The sequence below is a fragment of the Mesorhizobium sp. WSM4311 genome, assembly GCF_002295115.1.
Classification (GTDB): Bacteria; Pseudomonadota; Alphaproteobacteria; order Rhizobiales; family Rhizobiaceae; genus Mesorhizobium.
The window spans coordinates 16,616-42,589 of sequence record NZ_NSFV01000020.1 but is presented as its reverse complement, the minus strand read 5'-3'; the positions used below and the strand labels follow the sequence as shown (position 1 = coordinate 42,589).

Annotated in this window: 23 protein-coding genes; 13 read left to right on the top strand and 10 right to left on the bottom strand. The window is 63.5% G+C overall.

Translation table 11 applies throughout. The features are described 5' to 3' along the window. Positions 1-245: 245 nt before the first annotated feature. The gene (locus tag CK226_RS31685) at positions 246-1,163 is read right to left on the bottom strand and encodes an AraC family transcriptional regulator (RefSeq protein ID WP_095793974.1); all 918 of its coding nucleotides are present in this window, start codon (positions 1,161-1,163) and stop codon (positions 246-248) included. A 253-nt stretch (positions 1,164-1,416) separates the two neighbouring features. Between CK226_RS31685 and CK226_RS31680 the strand changes: the two genes are divergently transcribed. Further along, positions 1,417-2,820, top strand: coding sequence for an MATE family efflux transporter (locus CK226_RS31680; RefSeq protein ID WP_095793952.1), 1,404 nt, complete (start codon positions 1,417-1,419; stop codon positions 2,818-2,820). A 64-nt stretch (positions 2,821-2,884) separates the two neighbouring features. Here the strand turns inward: CK226_RS31680 and CK226_RS31675 are convergent, their stop codons facing one another. Further along, positions 2,885-4,348 (bottom strand): caspase family protein, encoded by a 1,464-nt coding sequence (locus tag CK226_RS31675; RefSeq protein WP_095793973.1) that lies wholly within the window; start codon positions 4,346-4,348, stop codon positions 2,885-2,887. Between the two features lie 136 nt (positions 4,349-4,484). On the opposite strand from CK226_RS31675, the gene CK226_RS31670 reads away from it, so the two are divergent. Further along, positions 4,485-5,210: a hypothetical protein gene (locus CK226_RS31670; RefSeq protein ID WP_095773434.1), complete on the top strand. Its 726-nt coding sequence runs from the start codon at positions 4,485-4,487 to the stop codon at positions 5,208-5,210. An 82-nt stretch (positions 5,211-5,292) separates the two neighbouring features. On the opposite strand, the gene CK226_RS35220 is transcribed toward CK226_RS31670, so the two are convergent. Beyond that, on the bottom strand, positions 5,293-5,517 hold the full coding sequence (locus CK226_RS35220; RefSeq protein WP_179301172.1) for a hypothetical protein: 225 nt from the start codon (positions 5,515-5,517) through the stop codon (positions 5,293-5,295). Between the two features lie 41 nt (positions 5,518-5,558). Between CK226_RS35220 and CK226_RS31665 the strand changes: the two genes are divergently transcribed. Continuing rightward, positions 5,559-8,975: an autotransporter gene (locus CK226_RS31665; protein ID WP_179301171.1), complete on the top strand. Its 3,417-nt coding sequence runs from the start codon at positions 5,559-5,561 to the stop codon at positions 8,973-8,975. Between the two features lie 27 nt (positions 8,976-9,002). Here CK226_RS31665 and CK226_RS31660 read toward each other — a convergent pair whose 3' ends face one another. Further along, on the bottom strand, positions 9,003-9,260 hold the full coding sequence (locus CK226_RS31660) for a hypothetical protein (RefSeq protein WP_245437911.1): 258 nt from the start codon (positions 9,258-9,260) through the stop codon (positions 9,003-9,005). 222 nt (positions 9,261-9,482) lie between these two features. On the opposite strand from CK226_RS31660, the gene CK226_RS31655 reads away from it, so the two are divergent. Beyond that, a complete protein-coding gene (locus CK226_RS31655) occupies positions 9,483-10,367 on the top strand; it encodes an AraC family transcriptional regulator (protein ID WP_095773218.1) in 885 nt (294 codons plus the stop codon). An 84-nt stretch (positions 10,368-10,451) separates the two neighbouring features. On the opposite strand, the gene CK226_RS31650 is transcribed toward CK226_RS31655, so the two are convergent. From CK226_RS31650 to speB, 4 genes are all read right to left on the bottom strand, one after another. Then, positions 10,452-11,099, bottom strand: coding sequence for an amino acid ABC transporter permease (locus tag CK226_RS31650; protein WP_095773219.1), 648 nt, complete (start codon positions 11,097-11,099; stop codon positions 10,452-10,454). Beyond that, the gene (locus tag CK226_RS31645) at positions 11,096-11,752 is read right to left on the bottom strand and encodes an amino acid ABC transporter permease (RefSeq protein ID WP_095773220.1); all 657 of its coding nucleotides are present in this window, start codon (positions 11,750-11,752) and stop codon (positions 11,096-11,098) included. The genes CK226_RS31650 and CK226_RS31645 overlap by 4 nt, the downstream gene beginning before the upstream one ends. Before the next feature lie 6 nt (positions 11,753-11,758). Next, positions 11,759-12,565 carry a transporter substrate-binding domain-containing protein gene (locus CK226_RS31640; protein ID WP_095793950.1) on the bottom strand — a complete coding sequence of 269 codons (807 nt, stop codon included), beginning with the start codon at positions 12,563-12,565 and terminating at the stop codon, positions 11,759-11,761. Between the two features lie 79 nt (positions 12,566-12,644). After that, complete coding sequence (speB, locus tag CK226_RS31635; RefSeq protein WP_095793949.1) at positions 12,645-13,706, bottom strand: agmatinase; 1,062 nt, start codon at positions 13,704-13,706, stop codon at positions 12,645-12,647. 211 nt (positions 13,707-13,917) lie between these two features. Between speB and gcvA the strand changes: the two genes are divergently transcribed. The 8 genes from gcvA (at position 13,918) to CK226_RS31595 (ending at position 22,727) form a co-directional block, all read left to right on the top strand. After that, entirely contained in the window at positions 13,918-14,892 is a 975-nt protein-coding gene (gene gcvA / locus CK226_RS31630) for a transcriptional regulator GcvA (RefSeq protein ID WP_095793948.1), read from the top strand. A 134-nt stretch (positions 14,893-15,026) separates the two neighbouring features. After that, positions 15,027-16,331, top strand: coding sequence for a nicotinate phosphoribosyltransferase (pncB, locus tag CK226_RS31625; protein WP_095793947.1), 1,305 nt, complete (start codon positions 15,027-15,029; stop codon positions 16,329-16,331). Between the two features lie 15 nt (positions 16,332-16,346). Continuing rightward, a complete protein-coding gene (locus tag CK226_RS31620) occupies positions 16,347-17,804 on the top strand; it encodes a hypothetical protein (protein WP_095793946.1) in 1,458 nt (485 codons plus the stop codon). A 155-nt stretch (positions 17,805-17,959) separates the two neighbouring features. After that, the gene (locus CK226_RS31615; protein ID WP_095793945.1) at positions 17,960-19,264 is read left to right on the top strand and encodes an ABC transporter substrate-binding protein; all 1,305 of its coding nucleotides are present in this window, start codon (positions 17,960-17,962) and stop codon (positions 19,262-19,264) included. 187 nt (positions 19,265-19,451) lie between these two features. Beyond that, the gene (locus CK226_RS31610) at positions 19,452-20,333 is read left to right on the top strand and encodes a branched-chain amino acid ABC transporter permease (protein WP_095788473.1); all 882 of its coding nucleotides are present in this window, start codon (positions 19,452-19,454) and stop codon (positions 20,331-20,333) included. After that, a complete protein-coding gene (locus CK226_RS31605) occupies positions 20,330-21,292 on the top strand; it encodes a branched-chain amino acid ABC transporter permease (RefSeq protein WP_095793944.1) in 963 nt (320 codons plus the stop codon). Before CK226_RS31610 ends, CK226_RS31605 begins: the two co-directional genes overlap by 4 nt. Beyond that, complete coding sequence (locus tag CK226_RS31600) at positions 21,289-22,014, top strand: ABC transporter ATP-binding protein (protein ID WP_095773229.1); 726 nt, start codon at positions 21,289-21,291, stop codon at positions 22,012-22,014. Before CK226_RS31605 ends, CK226_RS31600 begins: the two co-directional genes overlap by 4 nt. Next, complete coding sequence (locus CK226_RS31595; protein ID WP_095793943.1) at positions 22,011-22,727, top strand: ABC transporter ATP-binding protein; 717 nt, start codon at positions 22,011-22,013, stop codon at positions 22,725-22,727. The genes CK226_RS31600 and CK226_RS31595 overlap by 4 nt, the downstream gene beginning before the upstream one ends. Here the strand turns inward: CK226_RS31595 and CK226_RS31590 are convergent, their stop codons facing one another. Both CK226_RS31590 and pncA read right to left on the bottom strand, forming a co-directional pair. After that, on the bottom strand, positions 22,728-24,137 hold the full coding sequence (locus CK226_RS31590) for a sodium:proton antiporter (protein WP_095793942.1): 1,410 nt from the start codon (positions 24,135-24,137) through the stop codon (positions 22,728-22,730). Between the two features lie 49 nt (positions 24,138-24,186). Continuing rightward, complete coding sequence (gene pncA, locus CK226_RS31585; protein ID WP_095793941.1) at positions 24,187-24,801, bottom strand: bifunctional nicotinamidase/pyrazinamidase; 615 nt, start codon at positions 24,799-24,801, stop codon at positions 24,187-24,189. A gap of 297 nt (positions 24,802-25,098) precedes the next feature. Here pncA and CK226_RS31580 point away from each other — a divergent pair, with 297 nt between their 5' ends. Then, positions 25,099-25,962, top strand: coding sequence for a xanthine dehydrogenase family protein subunit M (locus CK226_RS31580; RefSeq protein WP_095793940.1), 864 nt, complete (start codon positions 25,099-25,101; stop codon positions 25,960-25,962). Positions 25,963-25,974: the final 12 nt, after the last annotated feature.

Here is a 25,974-nt window from a genome sequence, read left to right as displayed (position 1 = left end):
CATTGATTTTTTCTCCTCCAGGAACATTCGCAGGAAGCGCAAGTCCTCGGGCTCCGCGATCCTCACCATCGCCCGAGCGACAAGCCACCCCATCGCCAAAATGCGGAGTTCAACCGGGCCAAGCTAGAAGCCCCGTTGCAGCAAACCTGTACTTTTATGCATTGTGCAGCGCAAAATCCGGTGCTCTGCAACGAAGTCCGTCACATGAGTATCGATCGCGTGAAAGCCGCTGATTTAGCCTGTGCTTATGCGCGCATCGTCAGGCGCTGCCGCGACAGCTTGCGATAGGAGGATGGCGTCATCTTGTGCTTGCGCAGGAAGGCGCGGTTGAAGTTGGAGATGTTCATGTAGCCGACCTGGAAACAGATGTCGGTGATCGCGACATCGGTGTCGGCCAGGAGCTTGCAGGCCTGCCAGAGCCGGAGCTTGGCGAGGTGGTCGCTGAAGGAGTTGCCGGTGTTCTTCTGGAAGAAGCGCGAGAATGTGCTCTCGCTCATTCCGGCGCGTTCGGCAACGTCGGGCAGCCTCAGATCCTCGGCGAAATGCTGGAACAGATAGGTCAGGGTGCGCTGAATGATGTCGAGCGAGGCGGCGTCGAGAACCGGCGAGAAATCCGGCGACGACAAGAGCTCGTATTCGTCGGTCCTGGCCAGGAGGTCGACAAGTTCGAGGAACAGGCAGAGACGGGCGAGCCCATGCACGGTTCCCATCCGCTCCATCAGTTCGGCGCCTTCCAGTGCCGTGCGGCCGTGAAAGACCATGCCGCGCAGCGAGCGCTCGAGGAACGGCTCCAGTTCGCGCAGTTCCGGCAGCAGGCCCGCCGAGCCGCGCAGCCTCTGCGCATCGAATTGCAGGACGATGTCGCGGCCTTCGATCAGCTCGCCCGACTGCACCGCCGTTACCCAGTCGTGCGGCAGGCCGCCGCCGACAATAGTCAGGTAGCCCGGCCCGAATTCGCCGATGTGATCGCCGACCAGGACCACGCCGGAGGATTTCCGCAGCAGGTGGATTTCGTATTCCGGATGGAAGTTCCAGACATTGCGTTCCCAGGGATAGTCATCCAGCCGCCACAGGAAACTGTCGCTCGCTTCGGTGACGATGTGCTCGAAAGCCGGCGCCGTGCGCGGAATCGCGGCCGTGTTTTTTCGCTGCCTGAACGCCATCCATTCCTCCCGGCGGGTTCGCCGGCTGCCGGTCTCCACGGCAACCCGTAACAGCCAGCGGCCGGCAAGGGAACGAGGCGACGATTACCCCTGGAATGGCGCTGGCTCAATCGGTGCCCGCTCCTCCTCCCTTGCCATCATGTCGCATTTCGTTCAATAGACGGCGCAAACGCCGCGAAACCGAAGGTTTTGCCGTTTGCAATGCGGCTTCCGGCCTTATGCCGATGCGCCGCAACCTTGAAAGAGCGGAACAATGTCTGCGATCGAAGCCGGCGCTCGCGCGCCGGAAAATCTTTGGCGTCAGGAAATCAGGGCGACGCTGGCACTCGCCTGGCCGATGGTGCTGACCAATCTCGGCCAGACCGCGATGACGGCCACCGACGTCATGATGATGGGCAGGCTCGGGCCGGACACGCTGGCCAGCGGCGCGCTCGGCGCCAACCTCTATTTCATGCCGCTGATCTTCGGCCTCGGCCTGATGCTGGCGACCTCGCCGATGATCGCCACCGAGCTTGGCCGCCGCCGCTATTCGGTGCGTGATCTGCGCCGCACCGTGCGCCAGGGCCTATGGCTGGCGATCCTGATCTCGATCCCGATCTGGATCGTGCTCTGGCACGGCGAGGCGATTCTGTTGGCCATGGGCCAGGAGCCCGCGCTGGCGCACCAGGCCGGCATCTATCTGCGCTGGCTGGAATGGGCGGTGCTGCCTTTCTACGGCTATATCGTGCTGCGTTCGTTCATCTCGGCGCTGGAGCGGCCGGGCTGGGCGCTGATCATCGTCTTCGTCGCCGTCGCCTGCAACGCGCTGTTCAACTGGGTGTTCATGTTCGGCAATCTCGGTGTCCCGGCGATGGGCATTGCCGGCTCGGGCCTTGCCACATCGCTGTCCAGCACGCTGATGTTCATGGGCATGGCTCTCGTGGTGATGCTGGAGAAGAAGTTCCGGCGCTACCGCCTGTTCGGCCGCTTCTGGCGGTCCGACTGGCCGCGCTTCAAGGGCCTGCTGCGGCTCGGCCTGCCGATCGCCGGCATCCTCGCCTTCGAGGTGACGATCTTCAACGCGGCAGCCCTTTTGATGGGCCTGATCGACGCGGATTCGCTTGCCGCGCATGCCATTGCCATCCAGATCGCCTCGATCTCCTTCATGGTGCCGCTCGGTCTCAACCAGGCGGTGACGGTGCGCGTCGGGCTTGCGCATGGCGCCGGCAATCCGGAAGGCGTGTCGCGTGCCGGCTGGACCGCCTTCGTCATCGGCGTCTCGTTCATGGCGCTGATGGGGCTGGTGATGGTGCTGTGGCCGCATCTGCTGATCAGCGCCTTCATCGATCTCGCCAACCCGGCCAATGCCCGGGTGATCGCGCTTGCCGTGTCGTTCCTGGTGTTTGCCGCACTGTTCCAGGTCTTCGACGGCGCGCAGGCGGTCGCCGCCGGCATGCTGCGCGGCTTGCACGACACCAAGGTGCCGATGATTTACGCAGCGATCGGTTATTGGGGCGTCGGCCTGCCGCTCGGCGTGCTGCTCGCCTTCCATTTCGGCTTCCACGGCGTCGGCATCTGGATCGGCCTGTCATCGGGGCTGGCGGTGGTGGCGGCGCTGCTTCTGGCGCGCTGGCTGCGCCGCGACCGGATCGCACCGGCGCTGGCGTTCGGGCATTGAAAGCAGCAATCGCCAACGGTCGCCATGTCCCGACATTGTGGCGGCCGCTCGGTTGCCTGTCGTTCTAAAATACCCCACCGATGCCAATTCCCCCGCTAATGTCGGGAGGTGGTGCGGCAGGCGCACGGCTGGCGCGGGGTTTCTTCGCTGACTGCGCCTTTGACCGATTTCCTGAAGACGTGCTCTCGTCCGAAACCAGTTTCGTTCTGGCTGGATCCTTGTTTTTCTTGACGATGACGGGTTGCCTGCACACGCGCCCGGATTGCAGGAAGAGGTCGCTCAACAATTCGAATGTCGGGTCGGTCGACACCGCTGGCTGCTTGCGATTGCGATAGTAATCGGTCAACGCGCGTACTGAGCCGCTGCCCCAGTCGCCATCCACGTCGAGCCGATAGCAACCGAGCCGGCGCAACTCTGTTTGAACATTGCGCGCAAGGCTGTTGTCCTTGTCCACTTGTCCCTGTCCGTCCGGGGTGCCGACAATCAGGGTTTTCAGCCCCGACATGACATTCTGCCGGTCGTCGGCAATGTTACTGGGCGGCGACAGGCTGGCCACCTTTGTCCCGCTCGCGGAAGGCGAGGGCTCGACCTGCTGGCCGGAGATATCGACAGAGCGGAGCGTCTGGCCAACGATCAGGACCGCCGTCTGAAGGTCGTAAGAAGCCAGTTCCTGTACGAGCTTCTGCTTGGCGGCCGGATCCGAGAGAATTTGCGACAGGCTCGCGCTCAATTGCGCCGGATCAAGTGTCTGCTCCTCGGTGAAATAGAACTGCTCGCGCAGATTCGACTGATCCCAGGGCACCTGCCTTCCGACGGTCAGGGCCTCGGTTTCGTTGCGGACGCGAATCATCATGTCCGAAACGCTCAGTCCCGGAATCTCGATATTGTGCACAAGCGCGGTCGTGAACGGGCTGTTCTGTCCGCCACCGTCCACGGTTATGTTGCCCGGCTGGGTGGCGAACGCGATGAAACTGTTTTCGCCAATGTCGACCTGCGCCAAACCCGCGCTTTGTGTGCCGGCGGCAGCTACCGGGTTGTTGCGGCAGGCGTCGAGGAAAATAAAGGTCTGACGGTCGCGGCTGGCAAATTTGGTCATGATATCGTTGAGTTTGACTGAACTCGCCTGAAGCTTGTCGATACTTTCGGCATTGGCATCGGTCGGCACCAGATAGTTCTCGCCCTGAATCTGCACGCCGTGACCGGCGTAGAAGATCAGAACCGCATCCGCCTTCGACAGTTTGGCGGCCGCGTCGGCAAACAGCTCGTCGAAACCGGCGTACGAAAGGTCCGTGCCTGTCACAACGTCGAAGTGGAGCCTCTTCAGCGTCTCCGATAAGACGATTGCGTCATTCGAGGCATTGGCAAGATGTGGAAGCCTGTCGTTGTGGTAGCTGGAGTTGCCGATGACGATCGCCAGTCGATTGTGATGCGGCGGCGCCGCGTTGCCTTCCACGGCCGCGCGGGCAGAGGACAGCATCATCATCAGCAGCACCGCAAGGAGTGCAAAAGAGCTGCGTTGATAGGTCATATCGGCACCTCCTTCGCCCATAGGCGCCTCAATCCGCTGCGGACGCGATTTTTACATCAAGGATCGTTTCAAAGATAGGAAAAAGGGATTTACATGCGCCTGGTTCGGTATCCAGGTAGCAACGGTGGAGGACAAAATGCCGGGCAAAATCAACCTTGCGCTGCCGGTTTACGGGGCAGCCTACAAGAGCATCTTCGTCCGCAGCCTGTTCGCAACGCTGACCCACAAAAGTCTGTCCGGCTACGCGTTCAGCCTATCGGAAATTGAATATACCGACATTCCGTTTTCCCGAAACTACCTGCTGACGAACTTCTACTACAACAAGCCGGATTGCAGCCACATCCTGATGATCGACAGCGACATGGGCTTCTCGCCCGGACTCATCGGGGCGATGCTTGAGTTGAACAAGCCTGTGGTCGGCACATTATATCCTCGCCGCGTGATCGACCTTCAAAAACTCCACGCCCTCTCGGCGCTCCCCTTCGAAAAAGCCTATGCGCAAAGCCTGGAATTCCTTGGAACCGTCACCGAACCCCGGCAGGAAATGGGCGGCTTTGTCCGGGTGGAGTCATGTGGCACCGGCATTTTTTTGGTGTCCCGCGACTGCATAGGAGAGATGATCGAGAAACTGCCTGAAGCGATAAATCGGGGCCGCTACAGAAACAACAAATACACCGCCCGGTTCGAGAATTTCCTAACGCTGTTCTCGAAGATCGTGACGCCGGACGTCGACCTTCCAACCGATTTTTCCTTCTGTCATCGCTGGGTCAAGCAATGCGGTGGCGAGATATGGGCTTGTTATGACCGCAAGATCGCACATGCCGGAGACATGACCGTCTCGGCCGCTTACTCTGATCTCTAGAGCCTTTTTTACGCAATTCGGGCGTAAAGGCTAGGGCGAAGTCGCCGAGCCTAGCCCGTTACGCACTTTTCCCGGAATTGCTCTAGATATCATATTCCGGAGCGTTGACGCTCCAATAAAGTCGCTTCAAGTCTTGAGCAGTGGCCTCGCGGTAACAATAGCCCGACAATTGCCGAAGGCGCGGCGCCAACTCATTGCCGTAAATCAGCGCACCGCGTACAGTTACGCCGCTTACGCCGCTTACGCCGGGTCGCCGGGTCGCCGATGCGATTTTGACCGGCCTATTGTTACTGATGTCGATTTTCATCAGGCGGGGGTGAAATGCGCATATCAAACAGAGCTTGTCAGTTGGCTGGCGTTTCGCTGCTGGCGCTGACGGCGGCATTTGTCTTCGAGGTATCTGACGCGGCGGCCTGCACCGCGACCCCGGACAGCACCACGACAACAACCGGCTCAGGCGTTGCAACCGTAAACACGATAGACACGAAGTCGGTCACCGTCGAGTGCAGGACGACGGGAGACTCTCAGGACGTCGACGGCGTGTTCACGACCCGGTTCACCGGGTACACCGGACTGGACAACAGTTCGTCAACCGTCATCGTCCACGACTACGACGGCAACGGCGATGACGTCGTGAATATTTTCGGCGGCATCATAACCGACAGCGCGGATTCGACGCCGGTCGTCAGCGGTCTTCCACCGATAACGACACCGGTAACACCCTCTCTTGAACCCACGATCGGAACCATCGAACTGCTTGGCGGAAACGACCGGTTTCTGATGTCTGACGGCGATTACCTGGGGGATCCGTTCGCACCCGACGTCCAGGCCAATCTCGACACCGGCGCAGGCGACGATTCGGTCACAATCGAGAGCGGCAGGATTCTCAACATCGAGCTTGGGGACGGGGCCGACACCGCAACCATCACCGGCGACCGTACGACGGTCGGCGATGTAGACGGTGGCGCGGGCCAGGACAGGATATCGGTTGGCGTCGCGATCACCGGCGGCACCGCCGTATTCAGCGCGCCAACCACCGGACTCATCTCAGGCGGCGATGGCAACGATACCGTCAGCATCGGCGGCGGCAATGTCGCAGGCGTGGACGGCGGCGCCGGAAACGACACCATCGAGGTCGACGGCGGCACCGTTGCCGGCAATGTGGACGGCGCCGACGGCAACGATACGGTCACGGTCACCGGCCTCGCTGCCATTGACGGCAATATATTCGGCAACGCCGGCAACGATACCGTCAATATCAATGGCGGCACCGTCGGGACGACCGCCGAGCGGGCCAATGTCGACCTCGCCGACGGTTCCGATATTTTCAATATGAGCGCGGGTCACGTCACCGGTTCGGTTTTGGGCGAAGGAGGCGGCAACACCTATGACGTCAGCGGCGGCACGATCGACGGTTCGATCTTTGCCGGTAGCCAGGCCGACAAGGTGACAATCTCCGGCACTGCCCATATCGGCGTGGATCCGGGCGACGACGGGACAGGAAGCGATTCGGTCGGTCTCGAAGGTGGCGACGACAACTTCACCATGACCGGCGGCACGCTCGCCGGCGGCGTCAGCGGCGGCGACGGCACCGATACGCTGGATATCAGCGGCGGCAGCATTGCCACCTACGTGAACGGCGGCGCCGGAAACGACGTCATATCCCTTACGAACGGCGCAATGGTGGGTGGCGATGTTTTGGGAGACGATAACGACGCTGAAGCCGGCAACGACACGGTCACGATCGACGGCGCCCGGGTCAACGGCTTCGTCTCCGTTCTCGCTGGAAACGATACGATCATCTTCAAGAGCGGCACGATCGGCACGGCTGCGGCGCCGAAGGGAATCGACCTGGGCGACGGCGCCGACATCGTCCAGATGAGCGGTGGCACGGTTAACGGCAATGTCGGCGGCGGCGCCGGAAACGATGCCGTCACAGTTTCCGGCGGCACCGTCAACGGCAATGTCACCGGCGATGGCGGCGACGGCGACAGCATCGCAATATCCGGCGGCACGATCAACGGCAACGTCGACGCCGAGACGGTCGGGCTGACCGGCGGCGCGGTCAATGGCGGCATCAATGGGCAGCACGTCGAACTGCATGGCGGCACGGTGACCGGCAATGTCAGTGGCATCGGCGCAGACACGCTGGTCATCGACAATATCGGCTCGATCGATCCCTTGAACCTCGCCAACGGCGTCACCTTCAGCGGCATCGGCGCCAATGCCCAAATCAGCGACGTCGACCTTGCCGCCGGCGGCAGCAAGACCGAGAATTTCGTTGGCTTCGACAATGTCGCGTTAAGCAACGCGACGCTCGCCTTCGCACCCGGCACGATGCAGCAGATCAACAATCTGCTGCTCGGCCCCGGCTCGACCCTTTATGCCCCCGGCAACATTACCTTGACCGGCGCGGTCACCGCCACGAACGCGACCATCAACATGATGAACGGCACGGCGGGTGATGTCCTCACATTGGGCGGCATCACGCTCAACAACTCGACAATCGCGTTGGATCTAAATCAACAGACGGGGCAGGCGGATCATCTGGTCGCCGCGGCATTCGCGGCAACCGGGGCAAACGTCGTCAACGTCAATCTGATCGGAGCGCCGAATTTCACCGGCCAGACCGACATTCCGATCATCGTGTCGACGGGCGCCCCCGTGACGGGCACCTTCACCATAACCGGCATCCCCGGAACACCCGGCGCCTTGTTCACCTATTCCGTACTGGAGGCGCCGGACGGCTCCCTGTTGATCCGGGCAACGCCCGCCGGTTTCGGCATCGCCACGGCACCCGACAGCGCCGTCAACGCCAGTATCGTGGACGTTGCGGTGGACGCGCTCTACGGCATCAACAAGGATGCGCTGGACGCGGACCTGGCATTGGCCAACGGCTCTGCGAGAATCGCGATCTCGCCGTCCTTCGGCGTGTTCGCGTCGGGCCAATTCGCCCATACCGAGCATGATGGCTACGATGTTTCAGACGGCGGCTTCAGCGGCGTCGGCCCGACTTTCGGCGCCGACGATTTCTCGGCCGCCATCAGCCTGGATTTCAATGCGGCGAAGCATTTCGGCTTCGATACCAAATACGGGCTCAACCTCGGCCTTTTCGCCGGCTACGCCTCCACCGATGTCGGGCTCGATCCGTTCCAGGGCTTTGTCGACATTGGCGGCGGCAGGAACCGCAGCGGCATGTTCGGCGGCTATGCGCTGTTCCGCCAGGACTACAACTACGCGCTGGTGTCGGCGTCGGCGTTTATCGGCAACACGGATGTGAGTAACGGCGTGCTCGACACGACCGGCAGCTACGATACGCAAGGTTACGCCGTCACGGGGTCGGTCGGCCACATCTTCAGGCTCGGGGACCGCACACGGTTCGACCTTCGCGGTGGACTGCTCGGCGTCACCTTCAAGGGGGATTCGTATACGGACAGCGGCGGCAACGAATTTGGCCAGAGCAGGATTTCCTTCGGTGCCGTGCAGTTTGCGCCCGGCATCTATGGTGATTTCAAGCTGGAAAACGCCATGGTCTTCAGCCCCTACGCGCGGTTGGAACTGCAGCAACGGTTTGGGGCGAAGAACACCACGGAAATCGACACAAGAAAGGTAAACTTCGATGACGCCGACTTTTCGGCCGCGCTGTCGACCGGCTTCAACCTGAAGATGACGGAAGCCACGACACTGAACGGCGAAGTGCGGGGAAAGTGGTCCACCGACAGTTCAACGCTCGGCGCCAAGCTCGGCCTCAAAGTAGCATTCTAGAGCAATTCCAGGAAAAGGGCGCAGCGGTCAGGCTCGGCGACTTCGCCGTAGCCTGCCGAGAGCGGCCAGGCGCCGGCCCCAATCGGCATGGCGCGGGCTGAACTCCGCGCCGTTCTTGCTGCTCCACAGGCCGCGGCAGCCATGCATGGCCACGACCGCCGGAAACGGCCCTTGCCCCCGCGGTTTGAACAGCATTGCGTCCAGCGTCGCCGGCACGTTCTTGCCGTCGGCCGCTATGCTGACGCGATCGGGTTCCTGGGAGGTTGCCGCGGCCGGCTGTGTCATCCAAAAGGCAAAGAGGCCCGCGGGAGCGACACGATATTTCGCCTGCATCGCCAGAGCCCCTCCCTCCCGAAGCCGTTGCGCTCACCTTGAAGCGCGGCACGGCCTACCGCAAATCAGGGTTGCGTGGTGAAGACAGGGAAACCGACCAGGCCAAAGCGCAAGATCGGTCGAGCGTGACATATCTGGTAGCGCCTATCTGGTGCTGCCACGGAGGAAGAGACGGTGAAGGCGTCCGTTGAAAACTATCATGCCCGGATGCAGCGGGTGCTGGACCACATAGACCAGCATCTGGACGGCGATCTGGGCCTGGAAGCGTTGAGCGGCGTCGCGGCGTTCTCGAAATTCCATTTCCACCGGCAATTCATGGCCACCTTCGGGCTGTCCGTGCATCGCTACGTCCAACTCGCCCGCATGAAGCGCGCTTCGCACAGGCTTGCGGCGAGCGATGCCCAAAGCGTCACCGATATAGCGATGGATGCCGGGTACGACGCACCGGATGCCTTCGCCCGCGCCTTTCGGCAACGGTTCGGACAGTCGCCTTCGTCGTTTCGGAAATCTCCCGACTGGGGGGCGTGGCTCATGGCCTTCGGGCCTTTCGACAAAGCAAGGAACACGCTCATGCAGATCATCTTTGACCACGACGACGTGACGATCCGCGATGTACCGCCCACACCGGTGGCGATCATGGAGCATCGCGGCGACCGGGCGACACTCCAGGACACCATCCAGCGGTTCATCGCCTGGCGCAAGGCCGCGGGCTTGTCGCCCGAGACAAGCCCGACCTTCAACGTCTTCCGTTCCGAAAGGGAGCCCGCGATCGCGGCCGACTACAGCATGGACATTTGTGTCGGGACCGATCGGCCGATCGATGAGAAGGACGGGCAGATGAAGGCCGGCGTGATCCCCGGCGGACGCTGCGCGGTGCTGCGCTACCCCGGCAACACCAACAATCTCGAACCCGCAGCACTCTACCTTTATCGTGAATGGCTTCCGGCCAGCGGCGAGGAAGTGCGGGACTTTCCGGTCTATTGCCAGCGCTGGCTGTCCCGCCTCGCGGAGGGCCCGCTGCACGAAGTGGTCGTCGAACTCTTCCTGCCTCTGAAATAGCGAGTGGGATAGCGGCTTGTCCCTGCTGATCGCGAGAAGCGGACAAGCCCGTTGTCCACTCCATCTCGGTTATTCCGCCTGGACCTAGCGGACCGCCGCGCGCTTTTCGAGCGAACGGGCATATTGCGTCAGCGGGAAGCACATGAGGAAGAAGATCAGCGCCACCAGCCCATAGACCTTGAACGGCTCGAAGGTGGCGTTGTTGATGGCGTTGGAGGTCCGCACCAGTTCCTCGAAGCCGATGATCGAGGTCAGCGCGGTCGACTTGATCAGCTGCACCAGGAAGCCGACCGTCGGCGCGCGGGTGATCGAGAATGCCTGCGGCAGGATGATCAGCCTGAGCTCCTGCAGATAGTGCAGGCCGAGGCTGGCGCCGGCGTCCCACTGGCCGCGCGGCAAGGCATCGACGCCGGAGCGCCAGATCTCGGCGAGATAGGCGCTGGCGAAGAAGGTCAGGCCGAGCACCGCCGCGGTCCAGGGCTCGATGCGCAGGCCGAGCATCGGCAGACCGAAGAACATCAGGAACAGCTGCATCAACAGCGGCGTGCCCTGGAACAGGGCGATGTAGCCCGAGGCAAGGCGCCGCCTCCATTTATGCTTGGAGATCCGGAAGAACAGCACCGCCATGCCGACCAGCGCGCCGCCGACAAAAGCGGCCAGCGACAGCAGCACCGTCCAGCGTGTGGCCAACAGAAGGTTGCGCACGATGTCCCAGAAAGTGAACTCGATCATGATACGCCCGCTCCGAGCGCGCGGCGGCCGCCGGTGACCAGAAGCCGGCGCAAGGCCATCGACATTGCGAGGTAGACCAGCGTCACGACGAAATAGGTCTCGAAGGACCGGAAGGTGCGCGCCTGCAGCATGTCGGCCTCATAGGTCAGCTCGCGCACCGCGATCTGCGACACAACGGCCGATTCCAGCATCATGATGACAATCTGGCTGGTGAGCGCCGGATAAATGATCTTGAGGGCTTGCGGCAGCACGATCTTGATGAACACCTGGCGGGGCCTGAGCCCCAAAGCCAGGGCGGCTTCCGTCTGCCCGCCCGGCACGGCATCAAGCCCGGCGCCGACGATCTCGATCGTATAGGCCGCCATGTTGAGCGTCATCGCCAGCATGGCGGCCAGGATCGGGTCGAGCCTGATGCCGAGGCTGGGCAGGCCGAAGAAGATGAAGAACAGCTGCACCAGGAACGGCGTGTTGCGCATCACTTCGACATACCAGGCGATGGCGTGACGCAGCAGCGCGGGGCCGTTTCGCCGTCCGGCGGCGCCCAGGATGCTGAGCAGCGTCCCCGCCAGTGTGGTCACGGCGATCAGCAGGATCGTCGTGGCCGCGCCGTGCGCGATGTCGCCTAAAGCACCCGGGAGCCAGGCAAAGGCCACGGGGGCTCAATCCTTGAGGTTGTCGGGATTGAGCGGCGTCTTCAGCCAGGCTTTCGAGCTTTCGTCCAGCTTGCCGTCGGCCAGCATCTTGGCGATGGCGTCGTTGACCGCCTTCTTCAAGCCGTCCTCGTTCTTGTTGAGGCCGATATGCGAGGGCGAGGTCAGCAGCTGGAACTTCTGCTCCGGCTTCAGCGCATCCTGCTTGGCCAGCACCTGGGCGCCGACATCGTTGCCGACGACCATCAGCTGGGTCTGCCCGGAGATGAAGGCCTGGATGACCGAATTGTAGTTGTCGAAGCGCTTGATGTCGGCCGAGGCGGGCGCGGCCTCGGTCAGCGAGGTGTCCTCGAGCGTGCCGCGATTGACGGCGATCGACTTGTCGGCAAGGTCTTCCTTGCCTTTGACCGACATCGCCGCCGGGCCGATCACCGCGATGTAATAGGGCGCGTAGGCGGCGGCGAAGTCGATGACCTGCTCGCGCTCCTTCGAGTAGCCGACGCTCATCAGTATGTCGACGCGATGGTCGTTGAGATAGGGGATGCGGTTCTGGCCGGTGACGGCGACCGGGTTGAGCTTCACCTTGAGCGTGTCAGCGATGTATTGCGCGACGTCCATGTCGTAGCCCTTGAGGCTCATATCGGCGCTGGCCGAGGAGAAGGGTGGGAAGTCGGCGAAGACGCCGACATTGATGGTGCCGGCCTTGGTGATGTCAGCGAGAGCATCGGCATTGGCGGCCTGGGTGGCGAGACCGAGGCCGGCCCCGAGCACCAGGACGGCGGCAATGGATGATTTCAGTGTCGAGTGGATTGTCATTTTTATTCCCCTTCTGGAAGCTTTGATTGTTTGAGGCGGCTGCCGGCTCCAGCGCGGCGGCCGCCTTTCGTTTCAGGTGTCAGGTGCCCTTGCCCGTGATGGCCGGGCTGAACACCATCAGGCTCAATATCTCGAACAGCACCTGGGCGCCGGCATGCGCGGTGTTGGTGGTGGCGTCATATTGCGGCGCCACCTCGACGACGTCGCCGCCGACGATGTTGAGACCCTTGAGACCGCGCAGCAGCTCGAGCACTTCGCGTGTCGTCAGCCCGCCGACTTCCGGCGTACCGGTGCCGGGCGCGAAAGCCGGATCGACGCTGTCGATGTCGAAGGAGACATAGGTCGGCCCGTCGCCGACGATCTTGCGCGCCTTCTCGATGATGGCTGGGATGCCTAGACCGGTCACCTCCTCGGCGTGCACCACGGTCATCCCGGACTCGTAGGTGAACTCCCACAGATATTCGGCCGAGCCGCGAATGCCGATCTGGATGGTGCGCGTCGGGTCCAGCACGCCGTCGAGCACCGCGTTGCGGAACGGCCCGCCATGGTGGAACTTGGTCATGTCGAACAGGCCGCTGGTGTCGCAATGGGCGTCGATGTGGATGAGGCCGACCGGGGCCTTCTTGCCGACGGCCTTCAGGATCGGGTGGCTGATCGAATGGTCGCCGCCAACAGACAGGGGAAGCACGCCGGCATCGACGATCTGGTTGGTGCGGCGCTCGATATCCTCATGGCTGGTCTCCAGCCGGTAGCGGCTGCGGAACGGCGTGTCGCCGATATCGGCGACGCGAAGCTCGTGCGTCGGCGCGCATTCCAGCACATGATTGTAGGGGCCGATGCGCTCGATGGCGCGCAGCGCCCTCGGCCCGAAGCGCGAGCCCGGCCGGTTGGTGACGCCCAGATCCATCGGCACGCCGATGATGGCCACCTGCAGGTCGCCGAAATCCGGGTTCTCTGCAGCGATTTCGCGATAGGACGCGGCGAGGAAGGTCGGGATGCCGGAATAGGGTGCCAGTCTTGTGCCGCTCTTGGAGAAGATCTTGTCGGCGACCTTGCGGAATTTCGGGTCGAACATCTCGCCGCCATGGCTCTCGCCATATTTGCGGCGCAACGCGTCGAGCTTGCCGCGATCGTAACCCATATCCGCTCCTCCTGGGCTGATGCAGCGCGGCCGTCGGCGATCTCAAACGAACCGACCGTCATCCGGCCGGGGTCGCTGTCCCGCTGGCTGTCTGCAGATTTCACGTCTTGGTGCTATTTCGTGCCGAAGTGTCCGGCAGCCCGATTGAAAAAGCAATTGATATTGTTAGGGTGTTTTCTGTGAGAAAATCTCACAAAGAAGTCGGGCATCCATGGTCAAGCGCCTGCCACCCCTGAACCCGCTGCGCGCCTTCGAGGCAACCGCGCGCCATGGCTCGCTGACCAAGGCGGCGAGTGAGCTGAATGTCACGCATGGCGCCGTCAGCCACCAGATCAAGGCGCTGGAGCATTCGCTCGGCGTCAAGCTGTTCGAGCGCGTCGGCCAGCGCGTCAGGCTGACGCCGCATGGCGCGGAGCTGTTGCCGGCGGTATCGACGGCCTTCGACGGCATCGCCGCCGCCACGCAGCGGCTGACGCGGCCGGCCAGCAGCGGCGCGCTGTCGGTGTCCTGCGTGCCGGCATTGCTGCTTTTGTGGATGACGCCTAGGCTCGGCAGCTTCACCGCGCAATATCCCGACATACAGCTGACGCTGATCCCGTCCAACGACCCCAGGGATATCCGCGCGCCGCACATCGATGTCTGCGTGCACTATGGCGATGGCAGCTGGGCCGATTGCTGGATGCGCAAATGGTCGGGGCTGGAGCTGTTTCCCGTGGTCAGCCCGACCTTGATCAACAACCGGCCGATCCGCAGCGTCAGGGACCTGGCCGATCATGTCTTCCTGCATGGCGATGACGGCCGCGAATGGCACACCTGGCTGGCGGCCGCCGATGCGCTGGACCTGGAGCGCGGCCGCCGCCATCATCTGGGCGATGCGCGCATGGCGACCGAGGCGGCGGTGCACGGCCATGGCGTGGCGCTCGGCGATTCGGTGACGGCAAGCGCGCTGCTGGCCAGGGGCATGCTGGTCGCGCCGTTCAGCCTTTCGGTGCCGGCGGTCGACGATTTCTACGTCGTCTGCCGCAACGAAATGCGCACGACGCCGATCGTGCAGGTGTTCATCGACTGGCTGTTCGCCGAGAAGGCCGGAGATGACGGCCGTGCCGACGCTCCGGTCGCCGGCCGTATCATCAGCCGCCGCAAGCATCCGCAACTCAAGGTCATCGGCGCGAAGACGGCCGGCTGAGAGCGACTGCTCAAGGCCATGCGCAGGCCGTTCTTTTTGTCGGGCCAGCCTGAAAGCGGGCAGCGCTCTGGCCAATTCGATGCTATGAGGCCTGTCGCGATTGTGGATGGCAGGCAGCGAAGGCGGCAGCAAGCATGGCAAAGACCGATATTGCGCGGCGTGTCTATAACCACACCTGGAAGCTCGACCCGATCGTGCGCAGCCTGCTCGACACGGATTTCTACAAGCTTTTGATGCTGCAGATGATCTGGGGCATGTACCCCAAGGTCGACACCACCTTCTCGCTGATCAACCGCACCACTTCGGTGCGGCTGGCCGACGAGATCGATGAAGGCGAATTGCGCGAACAGCTCGACCATGCCCGCACCTTGCGCTTCTCCAAGAAAGAGATGATCTGGCTCGGCGGCAACAATTTCTATGGCCGCAAGCAGATCTTCGAACCGGAGTTCCTGGCCTGGCTGGAAGGCTTCAGGCTGCCGGACTACGAGCTGTCCAAACGCGGCGGCCAGTACGAGCTCTCCTTCGGCGGCCCGTGGATGTACACCACGCTGTGGGAAATCCCGGCGCTGGCGATCATCAACGAGCTCCGTTCCCGCGCGGCCATGCGGGCCTTCGGCCCGTTTGCGCTCGATGTGCTCTATGCCCGCGCCAAGGCCAAGATGTGGGCCAAGACCGAGCGGCTGAAGGCGCTTCCCGGCATCCGCATTTCCGACTTCGGCACACGCCGGCGGCATTCCTTCCTGTGGCAGCGCTGGTGCGTCGAAGCGCTGAAGGAAGGCATTGGCGAGGCCTTCACCGGCACCTCCAACGTGCTTTTGGCCATGGACAACGACCTCGAAGCGCTCGGCACCAATGCGCACGAACTGCCGATGGTGTTTGCAGCCCTTGCCAATTCGGAAAAGGAGCTGAAACAGACCCCCTACAAGGTGCTGCAGGACTGGCAGCGCTACTATGGCGGCAACCTTTTGATCGTACTGCCCGACGCTTTCGGCACGGCCTCCTTCCTGCGCGACGCGCCGGACTGGGTGGCCGACTGGACCGGCTTTCGCCCCGACAGCGCGCCGCCGATCGAGGGCGGCGAGAAAATCCTGTCCTGGTGGCGCGAGAAGGGCAAGGACCCGAAGCAGAAGCTGCTGATCTTCTCCGACGGGCTCGAGGTCGAAACCATCGAGGAGACCTACCGCCATTTCAGGGGCAAGGTGCGCATGTCGTTCGGCTGGGGCACCAATTTGACCAATGATTTCGAAGGCTGCGCGCCGACGGAAACCAACAGCCTCGACGCCATATCGCTGGTCTGCAAGGTAACGGAAGCCAATGGCAGGCCGGCGGTGAAGCTGTCCGACAACCCGGCCAAGGCGACGGGAGACGAGAAAGAAATTCAGCGGTATCTCAGGATTTTCGGCGAGAAGGACCGGGTGGAGCAACTGGTCAAGGTGTGAAGAGAGATCGGACTCATGGATAGTTCGAGTTCCTTCACGCCCCCCTCTGAGGGGGGCGCCGAAGAGTGCTTTCTTGCGAGAGTTGCGCTCCCATGCCTCGTCGCTCCGCTAGCGCTTCCCACCCCCGCCGTCGCCCACGCCTCCGATCGCGGCCACGTCCTGCTGTTGCCGACCGGCTACTATCTGATCGGCGGCGCATTCGCCGTGGCCGTCAGCTTCCTCGTGCTGGCGCTGCTGCCCGCGGCCGCCCTCGACCGTTTCTGCCGCAGGCGCCTGCCGCTGTTCACCCTCGGCGACAGCGCCCGCACCGCCATCAGCCTGATATCCTTTGCCGGCTTTGCAATTCTCGTCGCCGCCGGGCTTTTCGGCAGCCGCGACCCGCTCTCCAACCCGTTGCCGCTGGTGATCTGGACACTGCTGTGGGCCGGCATCACGCTGCTGCAAGGCGTCTTCGGCGATCTCTGGTCATGGCTGAACCCTTGGGTTGGACCGTGGCGCCTCGTCTCGCGCCTGGTCGGCACAGGCGACGAGGCACCATGGCGCCTCCCCGGCTGGCTCGGCTGCTGGCCGGCTGTCATCCTGTTCCTCGCCTTTGCCTGGTTCGAACTCGTCGATCCGGCGCCTGACGACCCGGCACGGCTCGCCTGCGCCGCCGGCCTGTACTGGCTGCTCACCTTTCTTGCCATGCTGGCTTTCGGCTATCGCGGCTGGAGCCGCAGTGGCGAGTTTCTGACGATCTTCTTCTCGATGGTGGCGCGTTTCGCGCCGGCCGAGCGCGACGAGAATGGCTGGCTTGCGCTGTGCTGGCCGGCCGCCCAGCTGCTGGCGGCAGAGCCATTGCCGCCCGGCGGCATCGCCTTCCTGCTGCTGGCCCTGTCCTCGGTCTCCTTCGACGGCCTGTCGAAAACCTTCTTCTGGCTGGGTCTGTTCGGCGTCAATCCGCTCGAATTCCCCGGCCGCACTGCCGTGATCGGCAGCGGCAGCCTTGGGCTCGTTCTGACATTCGCGATGCTGACGGCGGTGTTCCTTCTCGCCGTCTGGCTCGGCCAGCGCCTGGCCGGCGGCGGTCCGCCGCTTGGCCAGGCCGCGGGACTGCTGGTGTGGTCGATCGTGTCGATCGCGCTCGCCTACCACGTCGCGCACTATCTGACGGCGCTGCTGGTCGACGGCCAGTATGCACTGGCCTCGCTGTCCGACCCGTTCGCGCTGGGCTGGAACCTGTTCGGCACCGCCGACCTTCAGGTCGAGGCCGGCATCGTCGCCGGGGCGGAGTCGGCCTGGTGGCTGTGGAACATCCAGGCCGGCGCCATCATCCTTGGCCATGTGCTCGCCGTTCTCGTCGCGCACGGCTTTGCCTGGCGCCTGCATCCGCAGCCTGGCCGCGCCGCGCTCAGCCAGTTTCCGCTCACCCTGCTGATGATCGCCTACACGGTCTTCGGCCTCTGGCTGCTTGCCACGCCAACGGTTGGATGAAAAAAGGGCGGCCCGGATGTCGTTGGGGAAAGCTCGCTTGCCACATCAGGGCTTTGGTGATTTAGTTTGTACACATGCAATTTTCCGCATCCTCTGAGCGAGGATGCCGAACCCGCCTTATCGTTGGTCAAGACTGAAAAAACAGGGGAACGAACATGGCTGACAAGAACGGATTTTTCGACCTCTCCAAGACGACCCTCACCCGCCGCACAGCCCTGAAGGGCCTTGCCGCGGGCGCCGGCCTCGCCGTGGCGCCCGGTTTCGTCCGCTATTCCCAGGCGCAGAGCTCGGCGCCGATCAAGATCGGCTTCCAGTCGCACCGCACCGGCATCGGCGCCGCCTATGGGCGCTGGTACGAAAAGACCACCGCCGCCGCGGTCAAGGCGATCAACGCCGCCGGCGGCATCAATGGCCGCCAGATCGAGGTCATCATCGAGGATGACGGCACCGATCCCGGCCGCGGCGCCGAAGTGGTCGGCAAGTTCGCCACCCAGCACAAGACCGACATCGTCTTCGGCACGCTGTTCTCGCATGTCGTCATCGGCTCGGCGCCAGCCGCCGGCGAAAACAAGATGCCCTATTTCGTCGTCAGCGAAGGCCACCATGTCGCCTCGACCAAGCTCAACCGTTATGTCTTCCAGCCCGGCATCACCGACGTGAAGAGCCAGATCCAGTCGATGGCGCCGTGGATCGCGGCCAATGCCGGCAAGAAGGTCACACAGATCTTCCCGGATTTCGCCTTCGGCTACGACCACCGCGACTACCTGCCGCCGGCGCTGAAGGCGCAGGGCGCCGAGGTCATCGCGCAGATCGCCATCCCGCCGACGGAATCCTCCTTCACCAAATATTTTCCGCAGATCCCGCCCGAGACCGAGGTGATCTACCACGTCATGGTCGGCCCGGCGGTGCTCACCTTCGTCAAGGAGCTCGGCGAGTTCTACGGCTCCAACCTGCCGCAGCTGTTCGGCTTCATGGATTCGCTGGAAGCCACCGACATCAACAGCCCCGGGCTCGAATTTCTGGACGGCAGCCATTTCTGGGAGGGTTCGCCGCGCTATGCGCAGGCCGATGACAGCGCCGCGCAAAAAGCCTATCGCGCCGCCGTCGGCATCGACGACAATGGTGCGGCCGTAGGCGATCCAAAGGACGTCTCCACCGCGTCGCACATGTTCGGCTGCTGGGAAACCCTCTATGTCGTCAAGAAGGCGATGGAAGACGCCGGCTACAAGGGCCCGGAAGACCGCGCCAAGCTGGTCGAGGCGACCGAGGCGCTGACCGCCTTCGCCGAAGGTCCGGAGCATCCGCAGGGGCCAAAGACCTTCAACGGCAAGATCCATCAGTGCTTCGGCATCCAGAACATCTCCAAGGTCGAAGGCGGCAAGCTGAAGGTGGTGCACAAGACCAAGATCGAGGACGGGCTTTACGAGCCGGAAGGGGACTATACGACGCAGGCGCTTTAGGCTTGGTTCTTTAAGCACAGTGCCCTTCGGCCTCCCCCCCTCTGCCCTGCCGGACCAGACCCTTCGCTGTCGCTCCGGGCGTTCGTCGTTCGGAAAGCCAGGCAATTGGCTTTCCGTCCGCTCCGCGGACCACTCCTCACCCCCCTCAAGGGGTGGGCCCTTCGCATGTGCCTTGGGCTCTTAGCCGATGCACTTCGGTCCTCACCTTCTCCTCGCCGCCCTCGAAGGCCTCGTCACATCAGCCGTGCTGGCGCTGACGGCGCTCGGGCTGTCACTGGTGTTCGGCGTCATGCGCGTGGTCAATGTCGCGCATGGCGAGTTCTTCATGCTTGGCGCCGTGCTGGCCTGGGCCATCTCGACGGCGATATCGGGCCATCCGGCGCTCGGCTTCCTGGCGGCGCTGGTGATCGCGCCGCTGATCGTCGGCGCCATTGCGCTGGTCGCCGAGCGACTGGTGCTGCGCCGGCTCAACTACAATCCGGAAGCCACCATCGTCGCCACCATCGGCATGCTCTACATCATCCAGCAGCTGGCGCTGAGCTTCTATGGTCCGGAGGCGCGGCCCGTCGAGCCGCCCTTCAGCTACCGCATCCTTTTGCCGTGGTTCGGCTATTCCGGCTACAAGCTGTCGATCATTGCCGCTTCCGCGCTTCTCTTGATCGCGACATGGCTGGTGCTGACGCGCACCAGGATCGGCCTGATCATGCGCGCCACGCAGTATGACAGCGAGACGGCGCAGGCCTTCGGCATCCCAGTCGACCGCGTCTATGGCGGCGTCTTCGCGCTCGGCGCCATGCTGGCGGCCATCGCCGCGGTGCTGATCGTGCCGATCAGCCAGGCGCATTACCTGATGGGGCAGGATCCGCTGCTCTTGTCCTTCATCGTCGTCATCATCGGTGGCCTCGGCTCGCTGCGCGGCACCGTCGTCGCCGCCGTGCTGATCGGCCTGTCCGACGGCATCATCTCGATGTTCTTCTCGCCGACCTTGGCCAAGATCATCGCCACGCTGCTGGTCGCCATGGTGCTGGTGTTCCGGCCGCAAGGCCTGTTCGGGACGGCATCGCGATGAGCGAAGCTTCGCCGGCAAAAGCCTATGCTCTGCATCTCGGCGTCATCGCGCTGCTCTTCGTGCTGAGCTTCATGCTGCCGGACTACTATCACGGCCTGCTCGCCCGCATCATGGTGCTGGCGGTGTTCGCCATGGGCTACAACATGCTGTTCGGCTATGTCGGCCTGTTCAGCCTCGGCCATGCCATGTTCTTCGGCGCCGGGCTTTACGGCGCCGGCCTTGCCATCATCCAGCTCGGCTGGAGCGTGCCACTGGCCTTGCTCGGCGGGATTGCCTGCGGCGCGGTGCTGGCACTGGCGATCGGCCTGCTGGCGCTGCGCACCACGGGTGTCGCCTTCATGATCGTCACCATGATGTTCGCCCAGGTGTTTTATCTCCTGATCCTCTACTTCGCGGCATGGACCGGCGGTGACCAGGGCCAGGTCGTGCCGCAGCCGGCGCGCGTCCTCAATCTCGGCGCGACCTCGCTCGACCTCACGAACCCGACCGTGCGATACATGAGCGCGCTTGTGCTGTTCGCGCTCGTGCTTCTGGTCACGCTGGCTGTCGTCCGCTCCCGGTATGGCCGCGTGCTGGTCGCCATCCGCGAGAATGAGGAGCGCACGAAGATGCTGGGCTACGATACCTTTTCCAACAAGCTCATCGCCGTGGTCGCCTCCGGCACGATCTGCGCGGCGTCGGGCGCCGCCTACGCAGTGCTGTTCGGCTATGTCGGCTCGAGCTTCGCGTCGGTGCAGTATTCGATCCTGCCGCTGCTGTGGGTGCTGCTCGGCGGTGCGGCCACGACGCTCGGGCCGCTGATCGGCACGGTCTTCATGTACTATGTCATCGACGTCACCAGCGGCTACACCTCGGCCTATCTGCTGATCGTCGGCATCGCGCTCATCCTTTTGGTGCTGTTCTTTCCCAAAGGCATTCTCGGCAGCATCCGCCAGCGCTGGCTCGGGTGGCTGCCATGACGCCGCTTTTGGCCACCAAGGGCCTGTCCCGCAATTTCGGCGGCCTGCGCGCCGTCGACAGCGTCGACTTCACCTTGATGCCCGGAGAGATCCGCGCCGTCATCGGCCCCAACGGGGCGGGGAAGACCACCTTCGTCAGCATGGTCAGCGGCCGCATCCAGCCGTCTTCGGGAGCGATCGTCTTCGATGGCACCGACATCACCAGCCTGCCGGCCTATGTCAGGGTGCGCCAAGGCATCGCCTACACGTTCCAGATTACCAGCATCTATGCCAACCTGTCTGTTTACGCCAATGTCGCGCTGCCCGTGCAACTGACGCTGCGGCACGGGCCTTCCAAGAGCGCGATACAGGCCGCTGTCATGACGGCGCTGGAACGCACAGGGCTGGCCGACCGCGCCCATATGCCGGCCGGGCAATTGTCCTATGGCCACCAGCGCCTGCTGGAGGTGGCGATGGGCCTGGCGCTGAAGCCGCGCCTGCTGATCCTCGACGAGCCTACGCAGGGGCTGGCCGACAGCGAGATCGACAATTTCATCGTGCTGGTGCGCGACATCGCCAGCAGCGCCACGGTGCTGCTGATCGAACACAATATGCCCGTCGTCATGCAGTTGGCCGACCGCATCACCGTCTTCAACGCCGGCAAGATCCTGGCGGAAGGCACGCCGGAGGCGATCCGCGAAAACGCGGCGGTGCAGGAAGCCTATCTGGGGACCGCCCCATGATTGAGAGGACGGAGGCGTTGCGGATTACGGGACTGGACTGCTTCTATGGCGAAGTCCAGGTGCTCTACGGCCTCGACCTCGTGCTGAACAAGGGCGAGGTGCTGTGCCTTTTCGGCCGCAACGGCGCCGGCAAGACGACGACGCTGAAGGCGATCATGGGCCTGCTTCCTTCAAGCGCCGGCTCGATCAAACTCGCCGGCCGGGAATTGACCGGCCTGCCGGCGCACGAAGTGCCCAAGGCCGGAGTCGCCTATGTGCCGCAAGGCAGGCGGCTGTTCGCCGAGATGACGGTGGCGGAAAACATCGAGATCGGGCTGATGGCGCGCGGCAAGGGCAAGGCGACACGAGAGAGCGTGCTCGACCTCTTCCCGCTGCTGCGCCAGCGGCTGCGGCAGCGCTCGGGCACCTTGTCGGGCGGTGAGCAGCAGATGCTGGCGATGGCGCGCGCACTCTGCCTCGAACCGCAGGTGCTGTTGCTCGACGAGCCGACGGAGGGGCTGATGCCGTCGATGATCGCCAAGATCCGCGAGACGGTATCGAAACTGCGCGAGATGCACGTCTCGACCATCCTGGTGGAACAGCGGGTCGATGCGGTGCTGTCGGTCGCCGACCGCGTCTCGTTCATCGAGAACGGCCGTAACCGCGAGACGGTGGATGTCGAGGAATTGCGCGCGGATCCGTCGGCGGTGCGGCGGTATGTGGGCGTTGGTTGATCAGCCGAAGAACAGGAAGCCGGCGATCAAGAAGGTCGGGATCAGCACCAGCCCGGACCACAGCATGTAGCCGAAGAAGCCGGGCATCTTGACGCCGCGATGCCTGGCAATGGCATAGACCATGAAGTTGGGCGCATTGCCGATATAGGTGTTGGCCCCCATGAACACCGCTCCCGCCGAGATCGCGGCAAGCGTCGAGGCGAATTCGGTCATCAGGTGGTGTGGATCGCCGCCCGCCAGTTCGAAGAACACCAGATAGGTCGGCGCATTGTCGAGGAAGGACGACAGCGCCCCGGTCAGCCAGAAATAGGCGAGATCGTTGGGCGTGCCTTGCGCCGAAGTGACGAGCGCGACCAGCGGCGCCAGCGCGCCCTCGTGACCGGCCCTCAGGATGGCGACGACCGGCACGATGCAGATGAAGATGCCGGCAAACAATTTTGCCACTTCGGCGATCGGGCCCCAGTTGAAGCCGTTCGCCTTGCGGTATTCCTTGCGCGAAACCGCCAGTGACACGAAGGCAAGCGCCAGGATGACGGCGTCGCGCACCAGGTTCTGCAGTTCCAGCGTCACGCCTTGAATGGACAAGGTGACATCAGGCTTCCATGTGGCCGACAGCAGGATGGCGCCGATGACGCCGGCGAGCAGCGGAATGTTGGGCAGGCCGCGGATGCGAACCTTCGAATCCGGCGTCGGATCCTTGATCTTCGGCTCGCCGGCCTCGCGCCGGTGCAGGATGATGTCGATCGCCAGGAACACCGCCAGCACCAAGCCGCCGACAAACAGCGTCTCGCGCCAAAGGTTGGCGGTCGTCCAGAAGAAGTCGACTCCGCGCAGGAAGCCAACGAACAGCGGGGGATCACCGAGCGGCGTCAGCGAGCCGCCAATGTTGGAGACCAGGAAGATGAAGAAGACGATGACATGGGCGTTGAATGGCCTGGCGTCGTTGGCGCGGATGATCGGCCGGATCAGGATCATCGAGGCGCCCGTCGTGCCGATGACCGAGGCGAGCAGCGCGCCGACCAGCAGCAGCCCGACATTGACCAGCGGCGTGCCGTGGATGTTGCCGGCGACCAGGATGCCACCCGAAATGGTGAACAGCGCGAACAGCAGAATGATGAAGGACATGTATTCGGTGAGCAGCGCGTGCAGCACCGCCTCGGTCGCCGAAGGGATGCCGAAGGCGAGCGCCAGCGGCACGACGACCAGCGCCGCCCACAGGGCCGCGATCTTGCCGTAATGATGCTCCCAGACATGGTGGAACAGCAGCGGACCGGTGGCGATCGACAGCAGCAGGCCGGAAAAGGGCAGCGCCCACCACAGCGACATCGAGGCGCCGGGCAGCGTGTGTTCCTCCGCCGCGACGGCGGCGTCCGGCAACAGCATGGCGACGGCAAGGGCCGCGCCCGCCATCACGCCTGCACCGACCCGCGATAACTTCCCCTGCCGCCCCACCTTCCGTTCAGTCCGAAAAATGGTCTTCGAGCGTCACGCCGGCATCGCGCATGCGCCGCAGCATGGCATCGAGCGAGCCATTGAGATCGATGCCGCGGCAGGCGTCAAGCCGGACGGTGGTCTTGAAACCCTGGCTGACGGCATCCAGCGCCGAAAAGCCGACGCAGAAATCCGTCGCCAGCCCGACCAGGGTGACGGTGTCGATACCGCGCTCCTTGAGGTAGCCTCCGAGGCCGGTCGGCGTCGTGTGGTCGTTCTCGAAAAAGGCCGAATAGCTGTCGATTGCCGGGCGAAACCCCTTGCGGATGACGAGTTCGGCCTTGGTCCAGGCAAGGCCGGAATGGAAGTCCGAGCCGAGGCTGCCCTGGATGCAATGATCCGGCCACAGCGTCTGCTGGCCGTAGGGCATTTCGATCATGGTGAAGGGCTGCGCGCCCGGATGGCTGGAGGCGAAGCTCGAATGCCCGGCGGGATGCCAGTCCTGCGTCAGCACGACATGGTCGGCGTGCCGGATCATGTCATTGACCAGCGGCACGATCTCGTCGCCGCCGGTCACGGCCAACGCGCCGCCCGGGCAAAAGTCGTTCTGCAGGTCGATCACAACAAGCGCTTGGTCGGCCATTGGGCCTCCTTCTTCTCTGCGTTGGGCTCAGGCTCCAGTGGAAAGGTGCCGCTGACGCGACCGGAGGCAGAAACTTGACCAGATGGCCGGCCGCGTCAACCTCCGAAGGCGTAACAATCTCGTTGCATGCACCCTGGCAAGCACGGCGGCCCAAACTCTGGCTTTGACAATTTCCACCGGCTTGATATCATTTGCATACGAATGAATTTCCGGTTTGCGGACCGGCAAGATCATGCCTGGGGTAAACGCCCTGGGAGGGCCATTTCGGGGAAGGCCCACTCTCTGGGAAGGCAAAGCGTGATCCGTTACGCGAAACCCACCACGGTCGACGAGGCGCTCGCTTTGCTTGGCGAGGGCGCCTGGCGCATTCTTGCCGGCGGCACGGATTTCTATCCGGCGCAGGGCGCGAAGCCGTTCCGCGACAATGTCCTCGACATCAATGGCCTCGCTGCTTTGCGCGGTATTGCCGAGACGGATGACCACTTTGTCATCGGCGCGCGCACGACCTGGACCGACCTCATCCGTCACCCCTTGCCGCCGGCTTTCGAGGCGCTGAAACAGGCCGCGCGCGAGGTCGGTTCGCCGCAGATCCAGAACGTCGCCTCGGTGGCCGGCAATCTCTGCAACGCCTCGCCGGCCGCCGATGGCGTGCCGGGCCTGCTCGCGCTCGATGCCGAGGTCGAACTGCGCTCGGCGAGAGCGACGCGGCATCTGTCCTTGCCGGATTTCATTCTCGGCAATCGCCGCACGGCCCTGCGGCCTGGCGAAATGGTGACCGCCATTCGCGTGCCGAAGCTGGCCGCCGCCGGTGCATCGGCTTTCGTCAAGCTCGGCGCGCGACGCTATCTCGTCATTTCCATCGCCATGGTGGCGGCGCGCCTGGTCGTGGAGAACGGCAGGGTTGCCGAAGCGGCCATTGCCGTCGGGTCCTGCTCGGCTGTCGCCAGGCGGCTTGCCGGCGTCGAGGCGGCGTTGCTCGGATTGCCTGGGGATGGCGGGCTCGACGGCGCCATCCAGTCCGCGCCGATAACGGAACTGTCGCCGATCGCCGATGTGCGCGGCAGCGCCGAGTACAGGCTCGACGCGGTGCGCGAAATTGTTGCCCGGGCCGTGCTGACGGCCGCTGGGCCGATGAACGATCATATGGTGGCGGCGGCATGAGACAAGCTCAGC